The 19,075-nt window shown below is 71.8% G+C and carries 16 protein-coding genes and 1 riboswitch; of the genes, 8 read left to right on the top strand and 8 right to left on the bottom strand.

What is annotated here, in order from left to right; translation table 11 throughout:
- Positions 1-56 precede the first annotated feature (56 nt).
- The 7 genes from FCN18_RS06055 to FCN18_RS06025 form a co-directional block, all read right to left on the bottom strand.
- Positions 57-1,103, bottom strand: a complete 1,047-nt coding sequence (locus tag FCN18_RS06055; protein WP_112270031.1) for a ribonucleotide-diphosphate reductase subunit beta — start codon at positions 1,101-1,103, stop codon at positions 57-59.
- A 23-nt stretch (positions 1,104-1,126) separates the two neighbouring features.
- The gene (locus FCN18_RS06050) at positions 1,127-3,949 is read right to left on the bottom strand and encodes a ribonucleoside-diphosphate reductase subunit alpha (protein ID WP_137093969.1); all 2,823 of its coding nucleotides are present in this window, start codon (positions 3,947-3,949) and stop codon (positions 1,127-1,129) included.
- Positions 3,950-4,086: 137 nt separating this feature from the next.
- Positions 4,087-4,328, bottom strand: a riboswitch (cobalamin riboswitch).
- A 57-nt stretch (positions 4,329-4,385) separates the two neighbouring features.
- Positions 4,386-4,811 (bottom strand): pyridoxamine 5'-phosphate oxidase family protein, encoded by a 426-nt coding sequence (locus tag FCN18_RS06045; protein ID WP_137093734.1) that lies wholly within the window; start codon positions 4,809-4,811, stop codon positions 4,386-4,388.
- A 214-nt stretch (positions 4,812-5,025) separates the two neighbouring features.
- Positions 5,026-5,838, bottom strand: a complete 813-nt coding sequence (locus FCN18_RS06040; RefSeq protein ID WP_137093731.1) for a class I SAM-dependent methyltransferase — start codon at positions 5,836-5,838, stop codon at positions 5,026-5,028.
- 6 nt (positions 5,839-5,844) lie between these two features.
- Positions 5,845-7,761: an FAD-dependent monooxygenase gene (locus FCN18_RS06035; protein WP_137093729.1), complete on the bottom strand. Its 1,917-nt coding sequence runs from the start codon at positions 7,759-7,761 to the stop codon at positions 5,845-5,847.
- On the bottom strand, positions 7,758-8,963 hold the full coding sequence (locus FCN18_RS06030) for an MFS transporter (protein ID WP_158303064.1): 1,206 nt from the start codon (positions 8,961-8,963) through the stop codon (positions 7,758-7,760). The genes FCN18_RS06035 and FCN18_RS06030 overlap by 4 nt, the downstream gene beginning before the upstream one ends.
- A 104-nt stretch (positions 8,964-9,067) precedes the next feature.
- Positions 9,068-12,511, bottom strand: a complete 3,444-nt coding sequence (locus FCN18_RS06025) for a BTAD domain-containing putative transcriptional regulator (protein ID WP_137093727.1) — start codon at positions 12,509-12,511, stop codon at positions 9,068-9,070.
- A gap of 163 nt (positions 12,512-12,674) precedes the next feature.
- On the opposite strand from FCN18_RS06025, the gene FCN18_RS06020 reads away from it, so the two are divergent.
- The 5 genes from FCN18_RS06020 (at position 12,675) to FCN18_RS06000 (ending at position 15,511) form a co-directional block, all read left to right on the top strand.
- The gene (locus FCN18_RS06020) at positions 12,675-13,190 is read left to right on the top strand and encodes a hypothetical protein (RefSeq protein WP_137093725.1); all 516 of its coding nucleotides are present in this window, start codon (positions 12,675-12,677) and stop codon (positions 13,188-13,190) included.
- A 109-nt stretch (positions 13,191-13,299) separates the two neighbouring features.
- Positions 13,300-13,797, top strand: coding sequence for a DUF2975 domain-containing protein (locus FCN18_RS06015; protein WP_112270015.1), 498 nt, complete (start codon positions 13,300-13,302; stop codon positions 13,795-13,797).
- Positions 13,797-14,048: a helix-turn-helix domain-containing protein gene (locus FCN18_RS06010; protein WP_112270013.1), complete on the top strand. Its 252-nt coding sequence runs from the start codon at positions 13,797-13,799 to the stop codon at positions 14,046-14,048. The genes FCN18_RS06015 and FCN18_RS06010 overlap by 1 nt, the downstream gene beginning before the upstream one ends.
- A gap of 85 nt (positions 14,049-14,133) precedes the next feature.
- Positions 14,134-14,685 (top strand): hypothetical protein, encoded by a 552-nt coding sequence (locus FCN18_RS06005; protein WP_137093723.1) that lies wholly within the window; start codon positions 14,134-14,136, stop codon positions 14,683-14,685.
- A 55-nt stretch (positions 14,686-14,740) separates the two neighbouring features.
- On the top strand, positions 14,741-15,511 hold the full coding sequence (locus FCN18_RS06000) for an endonuclease I family protein (RefSeq protein WP_137093720.1): 771 nt from the start codon (positions 14,741-14,743) through the stop codon (positions 15,509-15,511).
- On the opposite strand, the gene FCN18_RS05995 is transcribed toward FCN18_RS06000, so the two are convergent.
- Positions 15,474-16,460 carry a DMT family transporter gene (locus tag FCN18_RS05995; RefSeq protein ID WP_137093718.1) on the bottom strand — a complete coding sequence of 329 codons (987 nt, stop codon included), beginning with the start codon at positions 16,458-16,460 and terminating at the stop codon, positions 15,474-15,476. The two genes, FCN18_RS06000 and FCN18_RS05995, sit on opposite strands and share 38 nt — an antisense overlap.
- Here FCN18_RS05995 and FCN18_RS05990 point away from each other — a divergent pair.
- From FCN18_RS05990 to FCN18_RS05980, 3 genes are all read left to right on the top strand, one after another.
- Positions 16,459-17,877, top strand: a complete 1,419-nt coding sequence (locus FCN18_RS05990) for an aminotransferase-like domain-containing protein (protein ID WP_137093716.1) — start codon at positions 16,459-16,461, stop codon at positions 17,875-17,877. The two genes, FCN18_RS05995 and FCN18_RS05990, sit on opposite strands and share 2 nt — an antisense overlap.
- Positions 17,874-18,272 carry an NUDIX hydrolase gene (locus tag FCN18_RS05985; protein WP_137093714.1) on the top strand — a complete coding sequence of 133 codons (399 nt, stop codon included), beginning with the start codon at positions 17,874-17,876 and terminating at the stop codon, positions 18,270-18,272. Before FCN18_RS05990 ends, FCN18_RS05985 begins: the two co-directional genes overlap by 4 nt.
- Positions 18,273-18,776: 504 nt before the next feature.
- On the top strand, positions 18,777-19,061 hold the full coding sequence (locus tag FCN18_RS05980) for a hypothetical protein (RefSeq protein WP_137093712.1): 285 nt from the start codon (positions 18,777-18,779) through the stop codon (positions 19,059-19,061).
- The last annotated feature ends 14 nt before the right edge of the window (positions 19,062-19,075 follow it).

Below are 19,075 nucleotides of genomic sequence, written 5' to 3'. Positions count from 1 at the left end.
CCACCTTCACTGCATCCAACGCAGGCATGGTGGCCTTCACTGCGGCTGGTCTCAGGTCAGTCCCAGTCCAGCGCGCCTCCGCTCTGGTACTCGATCACCCGTGTCTCGAAGAAGTTCTTCTCCTTCTTCAGGTCCATGGTTTCGGACATCCACGGGAACGGGTTCTCGTCCTCGCCGAAGACCGGAGCGAGCCCGAGCTGCTGTGCCCGCCGGTCGGTGATGAAGTGCATGTACTGCTCGCACGACGCCGCCGAGAGCCCGAGCATCCCGCGCGGCATGGTGTCGCGGGCGTAGGCGACCTCCAGCTCGCACGCCTCGGTGAGCATCCCACGCACCTCCGCCTGGAACTCCGGACTCCACAGGTGCGGATTCTCGATCTTGATCTGGTTGATGCAGTCGATTCCGAAGTTCAGGTGGATCGACTCGTCGCGCAGGATGTACTGGTACTGCTCGGCGATGCCGACCATCTTGTTGCGGCGGCCCAGCGACAGGATCTGCGCGAATCCGGTGTAGAACCACATGCCCTCGAACACCACGTAGAAGGCCACGAGGTCCCGCAGGAAGTTCTGGTCGGCCTCGGCGCTGCCGGTGGCGAAACCCGGGTTCTCCAGGTTCCGGGTGTAGCGCAGCGCCCATGCGTCCTTGTCGGAGATCGAGGGCACCTCCCGGTACATGTTGAACAGCTCGCCCTCGTCGAGGCCGAGGCTCTCGCAGATGTACTGGAACGTGTGGGTGTGCACGGCCTCCTCGAACGCCTGTCGCAGCAGGTACTGGCGGCACTCGGGGTTGGTGATGTGCTTGTACACGGCGAGCACGATGTTGTTGGCCACCAGCGACTCCGCGGTGGCGAAGAAGCCGAGGTTGCGCTTGAGCATCAGCCGCTCGTCGTCGGTGAGCCCGTCGGCCGACTTCCACAGGGCGATGTCGGCCTGCATCGGCACCTCGGTGGGCATCCAGTGGTTGTTGCAGCCTGCGAGGTACTTCTCCCACGCCCAGCCGTACTTGAGCGGCAGCAGCTGGTTGACGTCGGCGCGGGCGTTGATCATCGCCTTGTCGTCGACGCTGACCCGGTCGGCGCCGCGGTCGACGGTGAAGGATTGCATTGTCGTCACAGGTCGATAGTCCTTTACTGGCAGGCTTCGCAGTCGGGGTCGTCGATCCGGCACGCCGCCGGCTCGGGCGACACGGTGGGCACCGTGGGCACGGCGGGGGCGACGGCGTTGAGCTTGCCGTCGGTGCCGCGCAGCGTGGATTTCTCCACGTGGGTCGCCGACTGCGCCCGCAGGTAGTAGGTGGTCTTCAGGCCCTTGTGCCACGCGTAGCGGTACAGCTCGTCGAGCTTGCGCCCGCTCGGCGCGGCGAGGTAAAGGTTCAGCGACTGCGCCTGGTCGATCCACTTCTGCCTGCGCGACGCGGCGTCCACGAGCCAGCGACTGTCCACTTCGAACGCCGTGGCGTACAGCGCCTTCAGCTCGTCCGGCACCCGGCCGATCTCGCCGAGGCTGCCGTCGAAGTACTTCAGGTCCGACACCATAACCTCGTCCCACAGGCCGCGCTCCTTGAGGTCGCGCACCAGGTAGGGGTTCACCACCGTGAAGTCGCCGGACATGTTGGACTTGACGAACAGGTTCCGGAACTGCGGCTCGATGGACTGGCCGACGCCGCAGATGTTGGAGATCGTGGCCGTCGGCGCGATCGCCAGCACGTTCGAGTTGCGCATCCCGCTGGCGCGGACCCGCTGCCGCAGGGTGTCCCAGTCCAGAGTGGACGAATAGTCGACGTCAAGCCCGTCGCCAACGCGGTGCTCTGCCAGCAACCGCAGGGAGTCGATCGGCAGGATTCCCTTGCTCCACAGCGAACCCTCGTAACTCTGGTACGGCCCACGCTCCTCCGCGAGCCGCGAGGAGGCCGCGATCGCGTAGTAGCTGAGGTGCTCCATGCTGCGGTCGGCGAACTCCACCGCCGCATCGGAGGCCAGCGCGATGCCCTGCTCGAACAGCGCCTCCTGGTGGCCCATCAGCCCGAGCCCCACCGGGCGGTGTCGGAGGTTCGCCCTGCGGGCCTCGGGAATCGTGTAGAAGTTGATGTCGATCACGTTGTCGAGCATCCGCACCGCGGTGGTGACGGTGCGCTCCAGACGCTCGGCGTCGAGCCCGTCGCGCGTGACGTGCCGGGCGAGGTTCACCGAGCCGAGGTTGCAGACGGCCACCTCGTCGCCGCCGGTGTTGAGCGTGATCTCGGTGCACAGGTTCGACGAGTGCACCACTCCGGCGTGCTGCTGCGGCGAGCGCAGGTTGCACGGATCCTTGAACGTGATCCACGGGTGGCCGGTCTCGAACAGCATCGTCAGCATGCGCCGCCACAGCTCCACCGCGCGCACCCGGCGGAACACCCGGATCTCGCCGCGGTCGGCGGCGGCCTCGTACTCGCGGTAGCGCTCGGCGAACGCGTTGCCGTAGGTGTCGTGCAGGTCGGGAACCTCGTCCGGGGAGAACAGGGTCCACGTCGTGTCGGCCTCGACGCGGCGAAGGAACTCGTCGGGCACCCAGTTGGCGGTGTTCATGTCGTGGGTGCGCCTGCGCTCGTCGCCGGTGTTCTTGCGCAGGTCGAGGAACTCTTCGATGTCGACGTGCCAGGTCTCGAGGTACGCGCACGCGGCGCCCTTGCGCTTGCCGCCCTGGTTCACGGCCACCGCGGTGTCGTTGGCGATCTTCAGAAACGGCACCACACCCTGCGACTGCCCGTTGGTGCCCTTGATGTGCGCGCCGAGCCCGCGCACCGGCGTCCAGTCGTTGCCGAGCCCGCCCGAGTACTTCGCCAGCAGCGCGTTGTTCTGGTAGCCCTGGAAGATCGCGTTCAGGTCGTCGTCCACCGTGGTGAGGAAGCACGACGACAGCTGAGGGCGCGTGGTGCCAGCGTTGAACAGCGTCGGGGTGGACGCCATGAAGTGGAACGTCGAGAGCAGCTCGTAGAACTCCACCGCCCGCGCCTCGCGGTCGTCCTCGCGCAGTGCGAGCCCCATCGCCACGCGCATGAAGAACGCCTGCGGCAGCTCGAACCGCGTGCCGCGCTCGTGCAGGAAGTACCGGTCGTACAACGTCTGCAGGCCCAGGAAGCCGAAGCCGAGGTCTCGCTCGGGACGGATCGCCGCCGCGATGCGGTCGAGGTCGAACGTCCGCAGCTCGGGAGTGAGCAGTTCCAGCTCCACCCCGCGCCGGACGTAGGCGCGGAAGTAGTCGCCGTAGCCGTCCGCCAGCTGCCGATGATCGGCCTGCCTCGGCTCCCCCGCGAGGTGCGTCAGGGCCTCCCCGCGCAGCTTGTCCAGCAGCAGCCGTGCGCTCACATAGGAGTAGTTCGGCTCGTGCTCCACCAGCGTGCGGGCGGCCATGATCAGGGCGAGTGCCAGCTCCTCGGCGCTGATGCCGTCGTAGAGGTTGCGGCGCGTCTCGGCGAGCACCGGCTGCGCCGCGGTGCCCTCCAGCCCGGCGACCGACTCCTCCACGAGCTCGGTCACGCGCTGCCAGTCCAGCGGCGAGGCCGTGCCGTCCGCGGCCCGCACCGTCAACCCGCCTTCGTCCCGCCTCGGAACGCGCTGCTCGCGCGCCTTGGCACGTTCCTCCCGGTACAGCACGTACGCGCGGGCGACCCTGTGGTGGCCGCCGCGCATGAGGGCCAGTTCGACGATGTCCTGGATGTGCTCGATGTGCAGCGCCGTCTCAGCACCGGTGTGCCGCAACAGCGACGCCTCCACCTGCCCGGTGAGTTCGGCGACCACGTGGTGGATCCGCGAGGACGCCGCGGCGTCGTCGCCCTCCACCGCCAGGAACGCCTTCGTCAGCGCCACCGAGATCTTGCCCGCGTCGAACGGCGACACGCTCCCGTCCCTGCGGACCACCCGCACTCCGGGCGGCGCTTCGCCGGGTGCGTTCCTCTCGGGCGTTGCCGCCACATTATGGGTCACAGCTCTCTCCTCGCGAGCTCGACAGCCGATGCCGGGGGCGCGCGAGGCGCGACGAGAGCACAGTGATGCGGCGACGGTGCCGACCCGTGCGAGCCCTCCCTCGGGGCCCCCGGACACGCGCACCGGCGGTGCGCGTACCGGTGGCAGGTCTTCGGACTCGCGGGCGGGCACGATCTCGCGACCGCGCCGGGCCTACTGGCCGTCGCTTCCCAGGCCCGTCGGCCCAGTGCGCTACCGCGCCGTCCGTCGACGGCACGGTGACGGCGTTCGTTCCCGCTCACCGCTGCGGGGCAGTCCCGGACTCGCACCGGGTTCCCTCTTGCCTCACCCCGCGCGAACGAGGTGAACCACCAGCGGGAGCAACACTACATCTTGTGGTTTGCGAGATCAGGGACCCTAGAAAATGTGGCGTGTTGGAAGTTGATCAGTGGAACCGCACGCGGGTGGGCCGCACCCGGATCACCGACGAGAACTCGGCGAACAGCTCCTGCTCAGTCAGCTGCGCCGCCCGGATCACGTCCTGGTACCTGTCGACGTAGAGGGCCGCCTCGTCCGCGCTGAGCGGCTCGCCGTCGAGTGTGGCGACGCCCTCGAGTGTCAGGACGCTGCCGTCCTCGCTGTCCCGGTCGAGGTCGAGGTGCATGGCGACCTTCGGATTGCCGGCCAGGTTGCCGACCTTCGGGGTGCCGGGCTGGCTCAGCACCAGGAACTCGGCGCCGTCCCACAGGAAGCCGACCGGTGACGCCTGGGGCTGCCCGTCCGAGCGCACGGTCGTGATCCAGATTTCGCGCTCCTCGCGCAGCCGCCGCTCCGCGCGCTCACTCGTCGGCTCGTCAAGACCAGGAAGCATCGGTTCCTCCTTTTCGTCCGGTACGCACGACCCTAGAAGTTCCACCAATGTCGAGGTCAAGCGTGCGACGAGCGCGGCGAGTCCGACCGCGGTGAAGGCCACCTCCACTGCGTTGAACAGGCACGGCGGCGCGCAGCGCCTCCCCTTGGGCGTTGGAGGGAGACGCGCGGGCGCGGGCGAGGTGGCCTTCACCGCGGTGCTGGGCTGGTACCGCTCACCGCTTGGCCGCGACCGCGACGCGGTACTCCCAGTCGGCGGCCACCGTGCCGTCGGAGGCGACGTTGGCACGGTTGCCGAGGTCGACGAGGTCCGCGCGGAACGTGGCCCGGCCCTGCTCGTCGAGGCGTTGCGCCGCCGCGTACGTCGGGCCGTAGTGGGTGAGGAAGAAGTCCGCGAAGAAGTCGGCGCTGGGGAACCGCTGCCGCGCGCTGGCAGTGGTGAAGGTCAGGTCGGTGACCCGGCCGCCCAGCAGCTCCGTCACCGCCTCCTCGGTGCCCCAGCGGGTGGGCGGCAGGGCACCGGGTGGCGGTGGCACGTGACGCGTCACCGTCTTGAGCAGCTCGCCGACGAAGCCGGTGGGTGTCCAGTTGGCGAGCCCGATCCGCCCGCCCGGCCTGCACACCCGCACGAGCTCGTCGGCCGCCTTCTGGTGGTCGGCGGTGAACATCACGCCGATCGCGGAGAGCACGTAGTCGAACGAGTTCTCCGCGAACGGGAGGTCCTCGGCGTCCGCCTCCCGGAAGTCGATCTCGAGATCCTCCGCCTGCGCGCGGCGCTGCGCGGCAGCGACCAGCGCCGGTACGTAGTCGATGCCGGTGACGTCGCAGAAGCGGCGGGCCGCGGTGATCGCGACGTGGCCGGTTCCGGTGGCGACGTCCAGCACCTTCGCACCGGGCCTCGGGTCGACGACCGCGCACAGCGTCTCGGCCAGTGGCACGGTCAGCCAGGCGATCTTGCCGTAGTCGCCGCTGCTCCAGATCTTCTGCTGTTTGGTCTTGATGTCCGCGAACGGGGTCGTGGTGGTCATTTCCGGTTATCCCTTCATCAAGCCGGCCACCGGTGTGGCCGGACGTTCGTCGACTGGCATCGGGTAGGGCGCGAGGACCGGCAGGTACGGCTCGGGGTCTCCGGTCCACCCGAGGCCCCTGATCCGCGCGGCGGAGCGTCTGCCGCTGATCGCACGGAACAACTCGTGCCGCGGCGCGGTCACGCCCGCGGCCGGTTCGCCGTCGCCGAGCACCCAGTGCTCGACGCCGTCGGAGAGCCGCAACGCCGGCAGTCCGAGGCGCGTGATCCGGGCGCGCAGCCAGCCGCGGTACACGGCGAAGCCGAGCCTCGACACCGCCGCGCCCTCGTCCACGGGCTCGCCGAGCGCCTCGCACAGGTCGTCGAGGTGCACCGCGAGGTCGGCGACCGGCGCGGTGAGCAACCACGCGGGTCCACTGGCGACGGGCCCGCTCCCCCGTCGCAGACCGGTGAGGAACCGGCGGGTCGCCTCGTCGAAGTCACCGAGCAGAGAGGCGACGTCCTGACCGGCTCGCCGCTGGACGTGGCTCTCGGTCCAGCGTTCCCGCTCCTCCGCGATCGCGGGGTCCTGCCACGCGTCGGCGGCGGCGGGGAAGTACGCGCCCCGCTCGCTGTCCTCCACCACACCCGTCAGGTGGGCCAGCAGGTCGCGCACCGTCCACTCAGGACAGGCCGGGACCTGCTTCGCGAGCACCCGTGGTTCGGCGCTCTCGACGAGTGTGCGCACGCGGTGTTGGCCGTCCTCGTAGGCCCAGGCGGCCTTCCAGCGGGCGAGCCGCTCGGGCGTGTAGACCTCGGACGGGCGCCGCCGCTTGGTGAACGTGTCCAGGAAGTCCCGGCCGGCCGCGGGATCGGCGGCGAGGCCCGAGTAGTGCGCCGCGGCCCGTGGCGAGCCGAAGCGGGCGAGGTCGAAGGAGAAGTCGTAGTGCTCCCCCGCGCGCTCGTCGCGCCACCGCTCGTACCCGGCGAGGTCACCTCCGCCGGTCAGCTGTCCGGCGATGTGGAACGCCTGCTGCACCGCGTCGCCGATGCCCTGCGCGGTGGTCGGGTGCTTGAAGTGACCGGCGTCGCCGAGCAGCGCCCACCCGGGGCCGGCAGCCTGCCGGTAGTGTCCGCGCATCATCGTCTCGGGCACCACCACGAGCGGTGACACGCGCCGGGCCCGGTCCAGCAGACGCGGGTTGAGCACGGCGGGGAACTGCCGCAGCCCGTCCCGGTAGGCGCTCTCCCGCCGCTCGGCCGTGCCGCGGGTCAGGCCGGGAGGACCGGCCAGGGACAGCAGGTGGATGCCGTCCTCGCACGGCACCGACATCAGCGCCGCCCGCTCGTGGATGTCGAGGTGGCACCATTCGGAGGCGGGCAGGCCTCGCCAGTAGGCCAGCAGGAAGGCCATCTCGCCGCGCCGCTCGCGCGATGCGGGCAGCCCCAGCCGCCTCGCGACGGTCGACACACGCCCGTCGGCGCCGAAGACCCAGCGCGACCGGATCCGCTCCCCCGAGTCGAGGACGACGCCCTCGACGGGATCGGCGCCCAGCAGTCCGGTGACGGCGTGCCCGGTCCGCAGTTCGGCCCCGGCGTCCTCGGCCAGCCCGGTCAGCGCGGCGTCGAGGACGATCCGGCGCACGGACGCGCCCCGGTCGTGGCCGCCGACGGGGGTGAAGTCGCCCGCGACCTGATGACCGAGCACGCGCCAGCCGAAGCGGACCAGCGGAACGTCGTGTGCGGCCCGGAGCCGGGCCAGGAGGCCGAGTTCGTCGAACCGGTGGAGCGTGTCGGGGAACATCATGTGCGTCGAAACGGTGTCGCTCGGGAACCGGTCACGGTCGAGCAGCAGCACCCGCCAGCCGGCCCTGGCGAGCAGCGTCGCGAGCGTCGACCCGGCGACCCGCGCACCCACCACGATCGCGTCGTAACGGTCGTTCATCGCGCGCTCCCCTCCGCGAAGGCCGGAGCGCACCTGCCGCGAGCGGCCGGGAACGTGACCACGGCGGCGGGCACGGTGAGCAGCAACGAGGTGGCGAGTACGGCGCCAAGGCCCGGCCAGCCGGCCACGCTGAGCCCGATCCCGCCGAGCACGGAGCCGCCCAGGTAGCCGGACTGCATGGCCGCGGCGCGCAGGCTCATCGCCTGCAGCGGGCCGACCCCGTCGAGGTCGAGGCCGAGCGCGCTGCCCGCGATCATGCGGGCCCCCGCGAAGAACGCGATCAGCGCGAACAGCCCCACCGAGAAGAGGAAGGACGGGCGGAAGGCGCCCAGCAGCAACGTCGCCACCGCCAGCACGGGCCCGGTGACGAGCAGGAGCCGTCGTGCCGAACCGGTCACCCAGCGGCGGCCCGTGAAGATCCCGAGCACGAACCCCACGGCGCCGATCCCGAGAGCCGTGCCGGCGGCCGATACCGACGCGCCGTGCGCCTCGGTGAGGAGGCTGCCGGAGTAGACGAGCACACCTGCCCAGCCCGCGTAGGCCAGGAACTCGCCGACCGCCCAGCGGGCCGTTCCGGGACGCCGCAGCAGCGTGCGTGCGGAAAGGTGCCCGGGTTCGGGCGCACTTCGCCGGCGCAGTGCCACGGCTACGAGCGCGACGACGCTCGCCGCGAAGGGCAGGACCCAGACGAGCCGCCAGCTGTGCGTACCCAGTGCGCCCACCACCGGCATTCCGACGATCCAGGCGGAAGGCTGCCCGACGAGTGCCCACGACAGGGCCGTGGCGCGCCGCTCGGGCGGCACCCAGCTCGCGGCCGCGGCCAGGCCTGCCGCCAGCACCAGGGCGATCCCGCCGCCCAGCACCGCCTGGGCGCCCGCCAGCACCCAGAAGGACGGTGCTCCCGCGCTGGCGACCGCACCGACGGTGATCGCCGAGAGGCCGGTGGTGAGCAGCCGCCGCAGGTCGCGGTGGCGCGCCGCGACGACGAGACCGGCCGCGGCGACGACCGCCGCAAGGCCGGAGACGGCGCGCAGCTGTCCCGCGGTCGCGGGAGAGACGTCGAAGTCGGCCGCGACACTGGCCAGTACGGGCGTCAGCGCCAGCAGCCCCGACTGGGCCGCCAGCAGGCACGCGAACAACGTCGCGCTCGCCGCGGCGATCGCCGCGCGCGCCGAGCGGGTCGTGGTCCCGCGCTCGTTCATGATGGTCTCGCTTTCCGTGGTGTCCGTGGTTGTCGAACCCACGGTCCAGCGGCACGGTGGAAGCGACGTGGAACGAGCGTGGAAGGCCACGCCTTGCCTGCCGGTCATGGCGGGGCCGGCGGTCTGCGCCAGCGCGGCACGGCGCCGAGCTCGTCGTACAGCGCCGAAGTCTCGCGGTGCCTGCCCTCGGCCTCGGCGGGACGTCCGCTGGCCAGTAGCAGGCAGGCCCACGCGTGCAGGGCGGCCGCGCGATGCCACGGGAGGCGGTGAGTCGCGAAGATCCGCACCGCGCGCTCGTAGGCGGCGTCCGATTCCCGCGACTGTCCACGTGCGCCGGCGACGGCTCCCCTCGCCAGCTCGACGACGCCCGCGAGGCCACGCCAGTCCTCGCCCCCGCCGAGGATCTCATCGCAGCGGGCGAGGTGCCGCTCGGCGTTCTCGATGTCGCTCACCACGTGAATGCGGGCCAGCTCGGCCCGAGCGCTGAGCTCGGTGGGCACCTGTGGCCCCTCGACACCCAGTGCGAGTGCCCGTTCCAGGGCGGCCACCGCCCCGGCCTCGGCGCCGAGCAGCAACCGGGCGCCGGCCAGCCAGCGCGCGTGCACGGCGGCGTCGTTCAGGTCACCGGCGGCCTCGTCGGCGGCGAGCGCCTTGGCCAGCGCGGCCTCGGCGTGTTCCCACTCACCGTCGAGGATCAGCAGCAGCCGCAGGCTGACGGCGTCGGCGGAGAGCCTGCTCGCCGTGTCACGGGCAGCGGCCAGTTCCCCCGCGCGGGCGAGTGCCAGCGTCAGCTGGTCGAGCACGGACTGGTGCGGGTGCGCGAAGGTGTCGAGCCGGGACTGCGCGAGGCCCCGCCGGCACCAGTCGCGTCCCGCCACCGGATCGAGCAGGTACTCGGTCGCGTGCAGGGCCGCCGCGTTCACGGTCATCCACCCGAGGTAGGCGTCACCGCAGTCGCGGGCCGTCGTCCACATCCCGGACAGCGTCGCCGCGGCCGCCGACAGTTCCCCGCGGTTGAGCCGGAACCACGCCTGTCCCCACCACGCGGGCACGGTAAGTTCGCGACCACCCAGGCGGGCCGCGAGCTCGCCAGCCCGGCGCGAGGACGTGCCGAGCAGCTCGGTCCGCAGTCCGTACATGGCCGCGAGGGCGAGGCCGCGCTGCAGGTGGAACGCCGCCCTGCCCTCCCCGTGCGCCGCCTCCGCGGCGGCGAAATGCTCGATGGCCCTGGGGATGTCGAGCACGGAGTGGTGGGCGCACAGCGCCGCGCCGAGTCTGCTGTGGACGGACGCGACCGCGGCGTCGTCGCCGGCCGCGCGGTACGACTCGAGCGCGGCTTCGAGGTGCCGCACCGCGAGCGGGTAACCGATGCTGGACTTCAGCCGCAGCATCGCCGCCCGCACCCTGGCGTCAGCGAGCCGGTCCGCGGGCGCGCCCCCGTCGCCGAGGATCGCGACGGCCGTCTCGGCGTGGCCGACCGCTTCGTCCCAGGCGTAGAGCCGGGCCGCCTCGTCGGAAGCCCGCAGCGCCACGTCGGCGGCCTCCACCGGTTCGGCCGCCGCCCCCGCTCGCCGCAGGTGCGCGGCGGCGGCGATGACGTCCTGCGCGCGGCCGGGTCGGCGGGCCAGCAGCGCCCTCGCGGCCCGCACGTGGATCCGCTGCCGCCGCGGCACGGCCAGGTCGGCGTGGACGGCGTCGCGCATGAGGTCGTGCGGGAACGCGTAGCTCGCCTTCCAGGAGCTGCCCGCCTCGACCAGCAGCCCCGCACCGACCAGGAGGTCGAGCGCGTCGATGAGCGAGTCCTCGTCGACGTCCACCAGCCGGGCGAGCACGTCGAACTCCACCTCGCGGCCGAGCACCGCGGCGACGCGGACCACCTGCCGCACGGGTTCCGGCAGCGCGTGCATCCGGTGCCGCAGCACGTCCCGCACGCCGGCGGGCACCGCCCAGTGGCCGTCGGCCGTCAGCGCTGCGCGGGCCGAAAGGTCGCGGACCACCTCGGTCGCGTAGAACGGGTTCCCGCCGGTGTGGCGCCACAACGCTCTGACGAAGTCCCGCGGCGCTCCTGCCCCGGTCAGCCCGGTGACGAGCGGGCCAAAGTCGTCCTCGGTGAGCGGGTGCAGCGCGAGCCGGTCGGCGAAGCCCTCCAGATCGCCGAGCAGTTCGAGCAACGGCGGATGCCTGCCGCCCGGCGGGTCGCGGAAACAGACGACGACCAGCATCCGCCTCGGGAGGTGGCCGACGAGGTGCCGGATGAGCAGGGAGCTGGCGCGGTCGATGTGCTCGCCCTCCTCCACGGTGAGCACAACCGGCAGCTCGGCCGCGAGGCGATCCAGCAGCCACACCACGGTGTCGAACAACGCGAGCCGCTCGTCCGCGGCGTCGTCGGCCGGTGCTTCGCGCGGACCGGCCGAGCCGTCCAGCAGCGGCGAGAGCCGGTCGCGGAACCCGTCCGGCGCACCGGCGACGACGCGACCGACCGCGGCGCTCGCGCGCAGCGCGCCCGCGACCGGACCGTACGGCACCGGCGATGCCGGATCGCAACGGCCGACGAGTAACGCGGCGTCGTCGCCGAGTCCGTGCGCGAACTCGGCGACGAGCCGGGTCTTGCCCACCCCGGCCTCGCCCGAGACGAACACGACCCGCCGGGCGCCCTTCCGCACCTCGGCCCAGTGCGCGCGGAGGCGGTGCAGCTCGGCGGGACGGCCGACGATCGGCACCCGGCGGACCACCGCGAACAACGCGTCGGCGGGCGGCAGCACCTCGCGGTCGTGGCCGGGTGGCCTCCGTGCGGGAAGGGACAGCGCCGGGTCGTGCCGCAGGATCGCAGTCTCCAGCTCCGCCAGCGCGGGGCCGGGGTCCAAACCGAGTTCGGTGCTGAGCCGCTTGCGCGCCGACGCGTGGGTGTCCAGGGCGTCGACCTGTCTGCCCGAGCGGTACAGCGCGAGCATCAGCTGGCCGACGAAGCCTTCCCGGAACGGGTGAGCGGCCACGAGGCGCTCGAGCTCCGCGATCACCTCGTGGTGCCGGTGCAGGGCCAGGTCCGCCGCGATCCGGTTCTCGATCGCGACCAGGCGGAGCTCCTCGAGCCGGGCGGTCGCGGCCTGGGCGAACGCGGGCTGGCCGAGATCGTCGAGCACGGGTCCCCGCCACAGCGCGAGGGCCTCGCGAAGCAGGTCGGCGGCCCGCTCGGGGTCACCGTCGTCGAGGGCGTGCTGTCCGCGCCGGGCGAGCAGCTCGAACCGGTGGGCGTCCACGTCGGCGGGATCGGCCCGCAGCTCGTAGCCGGGCCGACGGGTGAGCAGCACGTCGGTGCCGCCGGACGCGGCGAGCCGCTGGCGCAGGTGCAGCACGTGGCTGCGCAGGGTCACGTCGGCGCGCGCCGGCGCTTCCGTGCCCCAGAGCGCTTCGACGAGCCGGCCCGCGGGCACCACCCGGTTCGCGTGCAGCAGCAGCATCGCCAGCAGTTCTCGTTGCTTGGGCCCGCCCAGCTGAACCCGATGCCCGTCACCCACGACATCGAGCGGCCCGAGGACACCGAACTGCATTCGTGCACGGTACGTCGCGTTTCCCCTGTTGAGGCGCGTTCGAGCGGGACCAACTATTCAACGCGCGCGATGGCCGCTAGTGGCCACGAAGTGCCTTCCGGACCCGCGCTCGTGCCACCGTCGGCCGGTGCGGAGTCGAAGCCACGACGAGGAGGCGGCCGGCATGGCAACGGAAACCGACCTGGGCACGGTGCTGGGAACGTATCGCACCGAGAACGCACGGCGTGGCCGGCTCGCGGTGGTCCTGCTGCTAGCCGGCGCCGCGGTGTCCGCGGCCGGGGTGGCGTTCTGGCTGGCGGTCGACGACGGCGCCGGCCGGCTGGCTGGCACGGCGGGCGACCCGTTGCTGCTGCCGAGCGCCGTGCTCGGGCTCGGCTTCGGCCTGCTGATCCTGGGCGCCGCGTTCGGGATCTGGTTCCTGAACCGGCGCGGCGAGGTCTTCGAGCTGTACGACAACGGCCTTCGCTGTACGCGCGCGGGCCGCCCCGTGAGCGTCACGTGGGCGGAGGTGGAACGTGTGGACGTCCGCCGGGGCAAGGACACCGCGCTCGCCCGGTGGGCGGGCGGCGACCTCGGCTACACGATCCACTGCGCGGGCAACCGGAAGATCACGGTCACCGGCCTGACCCGCGACGCGCGGGGGCTGCTTCGGCACGTGGAGGCCGCGACCGGTCGTTGACCAGATCCCGTCAGGTCACAACTCCGTAGCGACGTGGCCTGCGGCCACACGTCTCCCCTACTATCGACTTTCGATAGATTCCTATCGCGGGTCGATCGAAGGAGAGACGATGGGAAAGCTGACGGTGCTCGCCCTGCGCGCCGTGCTCGCGGTGCTGCTCGCCGGTTCGGTGTTCGTCCAAACGGTGATGGTCACGCTGCTGGCCAGGGACCTCGAGTCGCTCGACCCCGACTACGCCTACCTGCGCACCCCGATCCTCGTGATCGTGGTTCTCGGCATCGTGACCATCCAGGTGGTCCTGGTCTGCGTCTGGCGGCTGGTGACAATGGTGCGCCGTGGCACCGTGTTCTCCCACGCCTCGTTCCGCTATGTGCACATCGTCATCGGCGCGATCGTCGCCGGCGCGCTGCTGGTGTTCGCGCTCGCGGTCGTGCTGGCTCCCGGAGAGGCCGTCGCCCCCGGCATCGTGCTCCTGCTGTGCGGCGCGGTCGTCGCGATACTCGGGGTCGCGCTCACCGTCCTCGTGTTGCGGATGCTGCTCGCCCAGGCCGTCGCCCGCGACGCCGAGGCCACGCAGTTGCGGGCCGAGCTCGGGGAGGTGATCTGATGCCGATCGCCGTCGACATCGACGTGATGCTGGCCAAGCGCAAGATGTCCGTGGGCGAGCTGGCCGACCGCGTCGGCATCACCCCCGCCAACCTGGCGGTCCTCAAGAACGGCCGCGCCAAGGCGGTCCGCTTCACGACGCTCGCCGCGCTCTGCGAAGCACTCGACTGCCAACCGGGGGACCTGCTGCGCTGGGTGCCGGGCGATATCGGGGACGGCGTCGTCGTGTCTCCGGAGCACAGCGCCGGGTAACCGTCGTGGCAGCCTCCGGTCAGCACGCACCGCCGCGCGACGCACTGCCATACCTTCGCCTTCACCGACTCGGGAAGGGTGAACCATGGCAACGGAAAGCGAGCTGCGCGCGGTGCTCGGACGGTACCCGACCGACAACCGGCGCAGGCGGAGGATCGCCATCCTGGCCACGCCCCTCGGCGCTGTCGCCGGATGCCTCGGCATGCTGATGATGCTGCTCATCGCCGGCAACGAACCGGCATCCGCCATGGTCTTCCCCGCTTTCGTCACCGGATTCGGGTTGGGCGCGCTGTTCGCCGGCCTGTGGCAGGCCCGGCTGGCCGCCACCCGCACCGACGAGGTCTTCACGCTGTACCAAGGCGGTCTCGGCCACGCCTACGCCGGAACGTCCTGGGCGGTGAGCTGGAGCGACATCGCCGGAGTCAAGGACAACGGCAGGGACACCGCTTTCCAGCGAGCACTGGGTCTCGACGTCCACTACCGCGTCGCCCTGCGCTCCCCCGTCGGCGGGCGAAGGAGCGTGACGATCACCGGCCTGACCCACGACGCCGTGGGTCTCGCCGAGGCCGTTCGACAGGCTGCGTCGGCGTGCTCGTCACCGGAAGTTCACGGGGTCAACGACGTTCGTCGGTACTGAGCCGGCACTTCGGCGTGCGAGCGTGATCGGGCGAAAACGATCACGGGGAGAACAGATGCGCACTCGAATCGTACGCACGCTGGCGGGCACGCTGTCCGCGCTCGCGGTCACCGGGACCGTGCTGGCGCCTTCGGCCACCGCACAGGACGACTACTACTCCGGCACCGAAGGACTGACCGGCGACGCCCTCAAGGCCAGGCTGCACGAGATCATCAGCGAAAGCGAGCAACTGTCCTACGACCAGGTGTGGGAGGGATTGCAGGCCACCGACGAGGATCCGGCCAACGCGAACAACGTGATTCTGCTCTACAGCGGCGAATCCCGTGCCAAGAACAGCAACGGTGGCGACGTCGGCGACTGGAACCGGGAGCACGTCTGGGCCAAGTCCCACGGCGACTTCGGTACCGCGCCCGGCCCCGGCACCGATCTGCACCACCTGCGGCCGACCGACGTGCAGGTCAACAGCACCCGCGACAGCAAGGACTTCGACAACGGCGGCAGCGAGGTCGACGGCGCGCCCGGCAACTACACCGACGGCGACTCCTTCGAACCGCGCGACGAGGTCAAGGGCGACGTCGCACGGATGATCCTCTACATGGCGGTGCGGTACGAGGGCACCGACGGTTTCGCCGACCTCGAGCCGAACGACCAGGTGGGCAACGGCTCGGCCCCCTACCTGGGAAGGCTCTCGGTGCTGCTGGAGTGGCACGCCGCCGACCCGCCGGACGCCTTCGAACGCAACCGCAACAACCTGATCCACGAACGGTTCCAGCACAACCGCAACCCGTTCATCGACCGCCCGGAGTGGGCCGGCGAGATCTGGTGACCTCACCGGCCACAGTGGACGACGCGCTCGGTCCGAGCCGCGCGCGCACGGCGGTTCCGGCGCAGGCGATCACGGCGATGCCGCCCAGCACCGTTGGCCAGGTGAGCTGCTCGCGCAGCAGCAGCGCGGCCAAACAGATGCTCAGCACGGGCTGGACGAGCTGCACCTGACTGACCCGCGTCATCGGGCCGATCGCGAGCCCCCGGTACCAGGCGAAGAAGCCGAGGAACATGCTCACCACGGCCAGGTAGGCGAACGCCGCCCACTCGGCCGGGGTGGCGCTCGGCGGGTCCTTGACGACCGAGAGTCCGGTGAGGACGATCATCATTGGCGCGGCGAGCACGAGCGCCCACGACACGGTCTGCCAGGCTCCGAGCTCGCGCGCGAGCAGCCCGCCCTCGGCGTAGCCGATCGCGGCAGCGACGACTGCTCCGAAGAGCAACAGGTCGCACCAGTGCAGCCCGCCGAGTCCACCGCCCTGCGTCGCGGCGAACGCGACGGCGGCGAGTGCGCCCACGGCCGCCATGACCCAGAAGGATCTCGGTGGCCGCTCGTGTCCCCGGAGCACGGCGAGCACGGCGGTCGCCGCGGGCAGCAGCGCGATCACGACGGCGCCGTGGCTCGCGGGCGCGGCCGTCAGCGCGAAGGACGTGAGCACCGGGAAGCCCACCACCACTCCCCCGGCGACCACAGCGACGCGGACCCACTGCGTGCCGCGGGGCGGCCGCTGCCCGGTGAGCGCCAGTGCGGCGGCCGCGAGCAGCGCGGCGACCACCGCCCGGCCGGAGCCGATGAACAGCGGCGACAGCCCGCCGTCCTCGACGGCGAAGCGCGTGAACGGGACGGTGCACGAGAACGCCGCGACCCCGAGCAGCCCCCACCAGAGGCCGGCCGGGTGCTGCGATAGCGCCGAAGCACCGGAGCGAGTAGCGCTACTATTGGCTGACATGTCCGACGATAGCAGTGCCCGGATCGTCGCGGGACTCCGTGACTGGATCGCCACGGCCGCGCCCGGTGCGAAGCTGCCGTCCACCCGCGCGCTCGCGGCACGCTACGGCGCGGGCCCCGTCACGGTGCAGAAGGCCCTGCGGGTGCTAGCCGCGCGGGGCATGATCGAAAGCCGTCCCGGTGTCGGCACTTTCGTCCGTGCGGTGCGGGTCGCCCGTCCGCACGACTACAGCTGGCAGACCGCCGCGCTGGGGTCTCCGGCGAACCGCTCCCCCGCGCTGTCCACCCCGCTGCGCACCGTGCCGAACGACGTGATCGCGTTGCACTCGGGTTTCCCCGACCGCGAACTGCTACCCGAACGGCTCGTGCGGACCGCCTTCACCCGCGCCGCCCGCGGTGCCGCGGCCGTCGGCAGACCACCCGCGGCGGGGCTCCCGGAACTGCAGGCGTGGTTCGCGGCCGAACTCGGCGCCGCCTGCCCGGCCGGGATCACGCCGCCCGCGCCGAGCGACGCGATCGTCATACCGGGTAGTCAGAGCGGGCTCAGCACCGCGTTCCGCGCGCTGGCCGGGGCGGGCAGGCCATTGCTGATGGAGTCACCGACCTACTGGGGCGCGATCCTCGCCGCCAGGCAGGCGGGCGTTCAGCTCGTGCCGGTGCCCAGCGGCGGCGACGGGCCGGACCCGGACGAGCTGGCCCGCGCCTTCCAGCGCACCGGCGCCCGCGCCTGCTACGCACAGCCGAACTTCGCCAACCCCACCGGCGCGCGCTGGTCGCCCGACGTGGCCGACCAGGTGCTCGACACTGTGCGCAGGCACGGGGCCTTCCTGATCGAGGACGACTGGGCGCACGACTTCGGGATCACCGCCGACCCCGTGCCGCTCGCCGCGCGCGACGACGGCGGGCACGTCGTGTACCTGCGGTCGCTGACGAAGAGCGTGTCGTCGGCCGTGCGCGTCGCCGGGATCATCGCGCGAGGGCCCGCGCGCGAGCGCATCCTCGGCGACGTCCAGGCCGAGGCCATGTACGTGAGCGGCCTCCTGCAGGCCGCCGCGCTCGACGTGATGACCCAGCCGGCCTGGCGCACGCACCTGCGCGGGCTCCGGCACCAGCTCGCCGCCCGCCGCGACCTGCTCACCTGCGCTCTGGCCGAACACGTCCCCGCCGCGCACCTCGACACGATCCCCCAGGGCGGGCTGAACCTCTGGGTACGGTTGCCGGACGCCACCGACCTGGCCCGGCTGGTGCGGGACTGTGAAGCCGCGGGGGTGATCGTCGCCGCGGGCACCGAGTGGTTCCCCGCCGAGCCCACGGGGCCGTACCTGCGGCTCAACTACGCGGGCCCGAACCCGGGCGCGTTCCCCGAGGGGGTGCGCCGCATCGGCGAGGCGCTGGAGCGCGGTAGGAAGGGACCATGACGACGATCGACAAGATCGCCTGGCTCCGGATCGAGGACGGCAGGCTCCTCGGTGCGCGGTCGCGCGGCAAGGACGTGTACTACCTCCCCGGCGGCAAACGCGAGCCCGGCGAGACCGATCTCGAGACCCTCGCCAGGGAGATCGGCGAGGAGCTCACCGTCGACATCGAGCCCGGCACCGCCGTGCACGTCGGCACCTTCGAGGCACGGGCACACGGCCGCACCGGCGGAACCGTGGTGCGCATGACCTGCTACACCGCCGACTACCGGGGCACACCCGCACCCGCCGGCGAGATCGACGAGCTGCGCTGGCTGACCTACGCCGACCGCGACCGCGTGTCGCCGGTGAACCGGCTGATCTTCGACCACCTGCACGAGAGCGGCCACCTGCGCTGAGGCGCGCGCTCTTTCCTCGGTCATCCCCGCCAGGCGCAGGTGAATGTCGGCGACCTCGTCCCCGGCGCCGGGAGCCCGTCCGGCTCGGCGAACCGGGCGACCAGTCCGGTCACCGGGACCGAGATCAGCACCGAGGGACCACGGGCCGGGCTCGGCCCCGCACGACCAGGCGCTCCAGGAACCGGGCGTTGCGGCGCTCGACACGGGCGCAGACCTCGTCCCTGTTGTTCCGGAACCCACGGTCGCTCAGTGCCTGGTGCGACTCGGCCTCCGCTTGCTCCCGGAGGCGCGGGACTCCTGTCCGCGCTACGCGGGTCGAGATCGCGGGCGACGTCTGCTACCGTGCCTGGCATGCAGCTGCCTCTGACGTCGAAGCGAGACGTAGTAGTGAGGCGCGCCGGCTGAACCCAGGTCGCCGGCGCGCAGCGCTGCCGACCGCGGACGAGCGGCATTCTTCTCGGGGCCTGGCCCGGATCCTGTCAGTCCTCGAACTGGAGATCCTCCATGTCTCTCGCCATCGGCCCAGCCACACATCGCATGCCCTCTGCCCGCGCGGCGTTCCCCATGCGCCGCCGGATCGCCACCTACTTCACCGGGGGTGTCGAAGGGCTGCTCACCCTGTCCTCGGCCCTGCACCAGGGCGGACACCAGGTGCACGACCTGACCGTCGACATCCACGACGGCGTCGCCGAGAGCAGCGTCGTCTGCACGATCATGACCACCGACGTCGAGCAGCTGCTGGAGAGCCTCCGCCAGCTGCCCGCCATCGTCTCCGCCGAGCTGCTGTAGCGGCGCGCGGGGAG

The organism is Prauserella endophytica, from assembly GCF_005146945.1.
GTDB classification, from domain to species: Bacteria; Actinomycetota; Actinomycetes; order Mycobacteriales; family Pseudonocardiaceae; genus Prauserella_A; species Prauserella_A endophytica.
The sequence above is the reverse complement of the archived record's forward strand: the minus strand, read 5'-3'. Positions and strand labels throughout refer to the sequence as shown.

Coding starts and splice junctions, on each gene's coding strand:
- FCN18_RS06055 (WP_112270031.1), bottom strand. CDS start 1,103: ATGCAATCCTTCACCGTCGACCGCGGCGCCGACCGGGTCAGCGTCGAC.
- FCN18_RS06045 (WP_137093734.1), bottom strand. CDS start 4,811: ATGCTTCCTGGTCTTGACGAGCCGACGAGTGAGCGCGCGGAGCGGCGG.
- FCN18_RS06040 (WP_137093731.1), bottom strand. CDS start 5,838: ATGACCACCACGACCCCGTTCGCGGACATCAAGACCAAACAGCAGAAG.
- FCN18_RS06035 (WP_137093729.1), bottom strand. CDS start 7,761: ATGAACGACCGTTACGACGCGATCGTGGTGGGTGCGCGGGTCGCCGGG.
- FCN18_RS06030 (WP_158303064.1), bottom strand. CDS start 8,963: ATGAACGAGCGCGGGACCACGACCCGCTCGGCGCGCGCGGCGATCGCC.
- FCN18_RS06025 (WP_137093727.1), bottom strand. CDS start 12,511: ATGCAGTTCGGTGTCCTCGGGCCGCTCGATGTCGTGGGTGACGGGCAT.
- FCN18_RS06020 (WP_137093725.1), top strand. CDS start 12,675: ATGGCAACGGAAACCGACCTGGGCACGGTGCTGGGAACGTATCGCACC.
- FCN18_RS06015 (WP_112270015.1), top strand. CDS start 13,300: ATGGGAAAGCTGACGGTGCTCGCCCTGCGCGCCGTGCTCGCGGTGCTG.
- FCN18_RS06010 (WP_112270013.1), top strand. CDS start 13,797: ATGCCGATCGCCGTCGACATCGACGTGATGCTGGCCAAGCGCAAGATG.
- FCN18_RS06005 (WP_137093723.1), top strand. CDS start 14,134: ATGGCAACGGAAAGCGAGCTGCGCGCGGTGCTCGGACGGTACCCGACC.
- FCN18_RS06000 (WP_137093720.1), top strand. CDS start 14,741: ATGCGCACTCGAATCGTACGCACGCTGGCGGGCACGCTGTCCGCGCTC.
- FCN18_RS05990 (WP_137093716.1), top strand. CDS start 16,459: ATGTCCGACGATAGCAGTGCCCGGATCGTCGCGGGACTCCGTGACTGG.
- FCN18_RS05995 (WP_137093718.1), bottom strand. CDS start 16,460: ATGTCAGCCAATAGTAGCGCTACTCGCTCCGGTGCTTCGGCGCTATCG.
- FCN18_RS05985 (WP_137093714.1), top strand. CDS start 17,874: ATGACGACGATCGACAAGATCGCCTGGCTCCGGATCGAGGACGGCAGG.
- FCN18_RS05980 (WP_137093712.1), top strand. CDS start 18,777: ATGTCTCTCGCCATCGGCCCAGCCACACATCGCATGCCCTCTGCCCGC.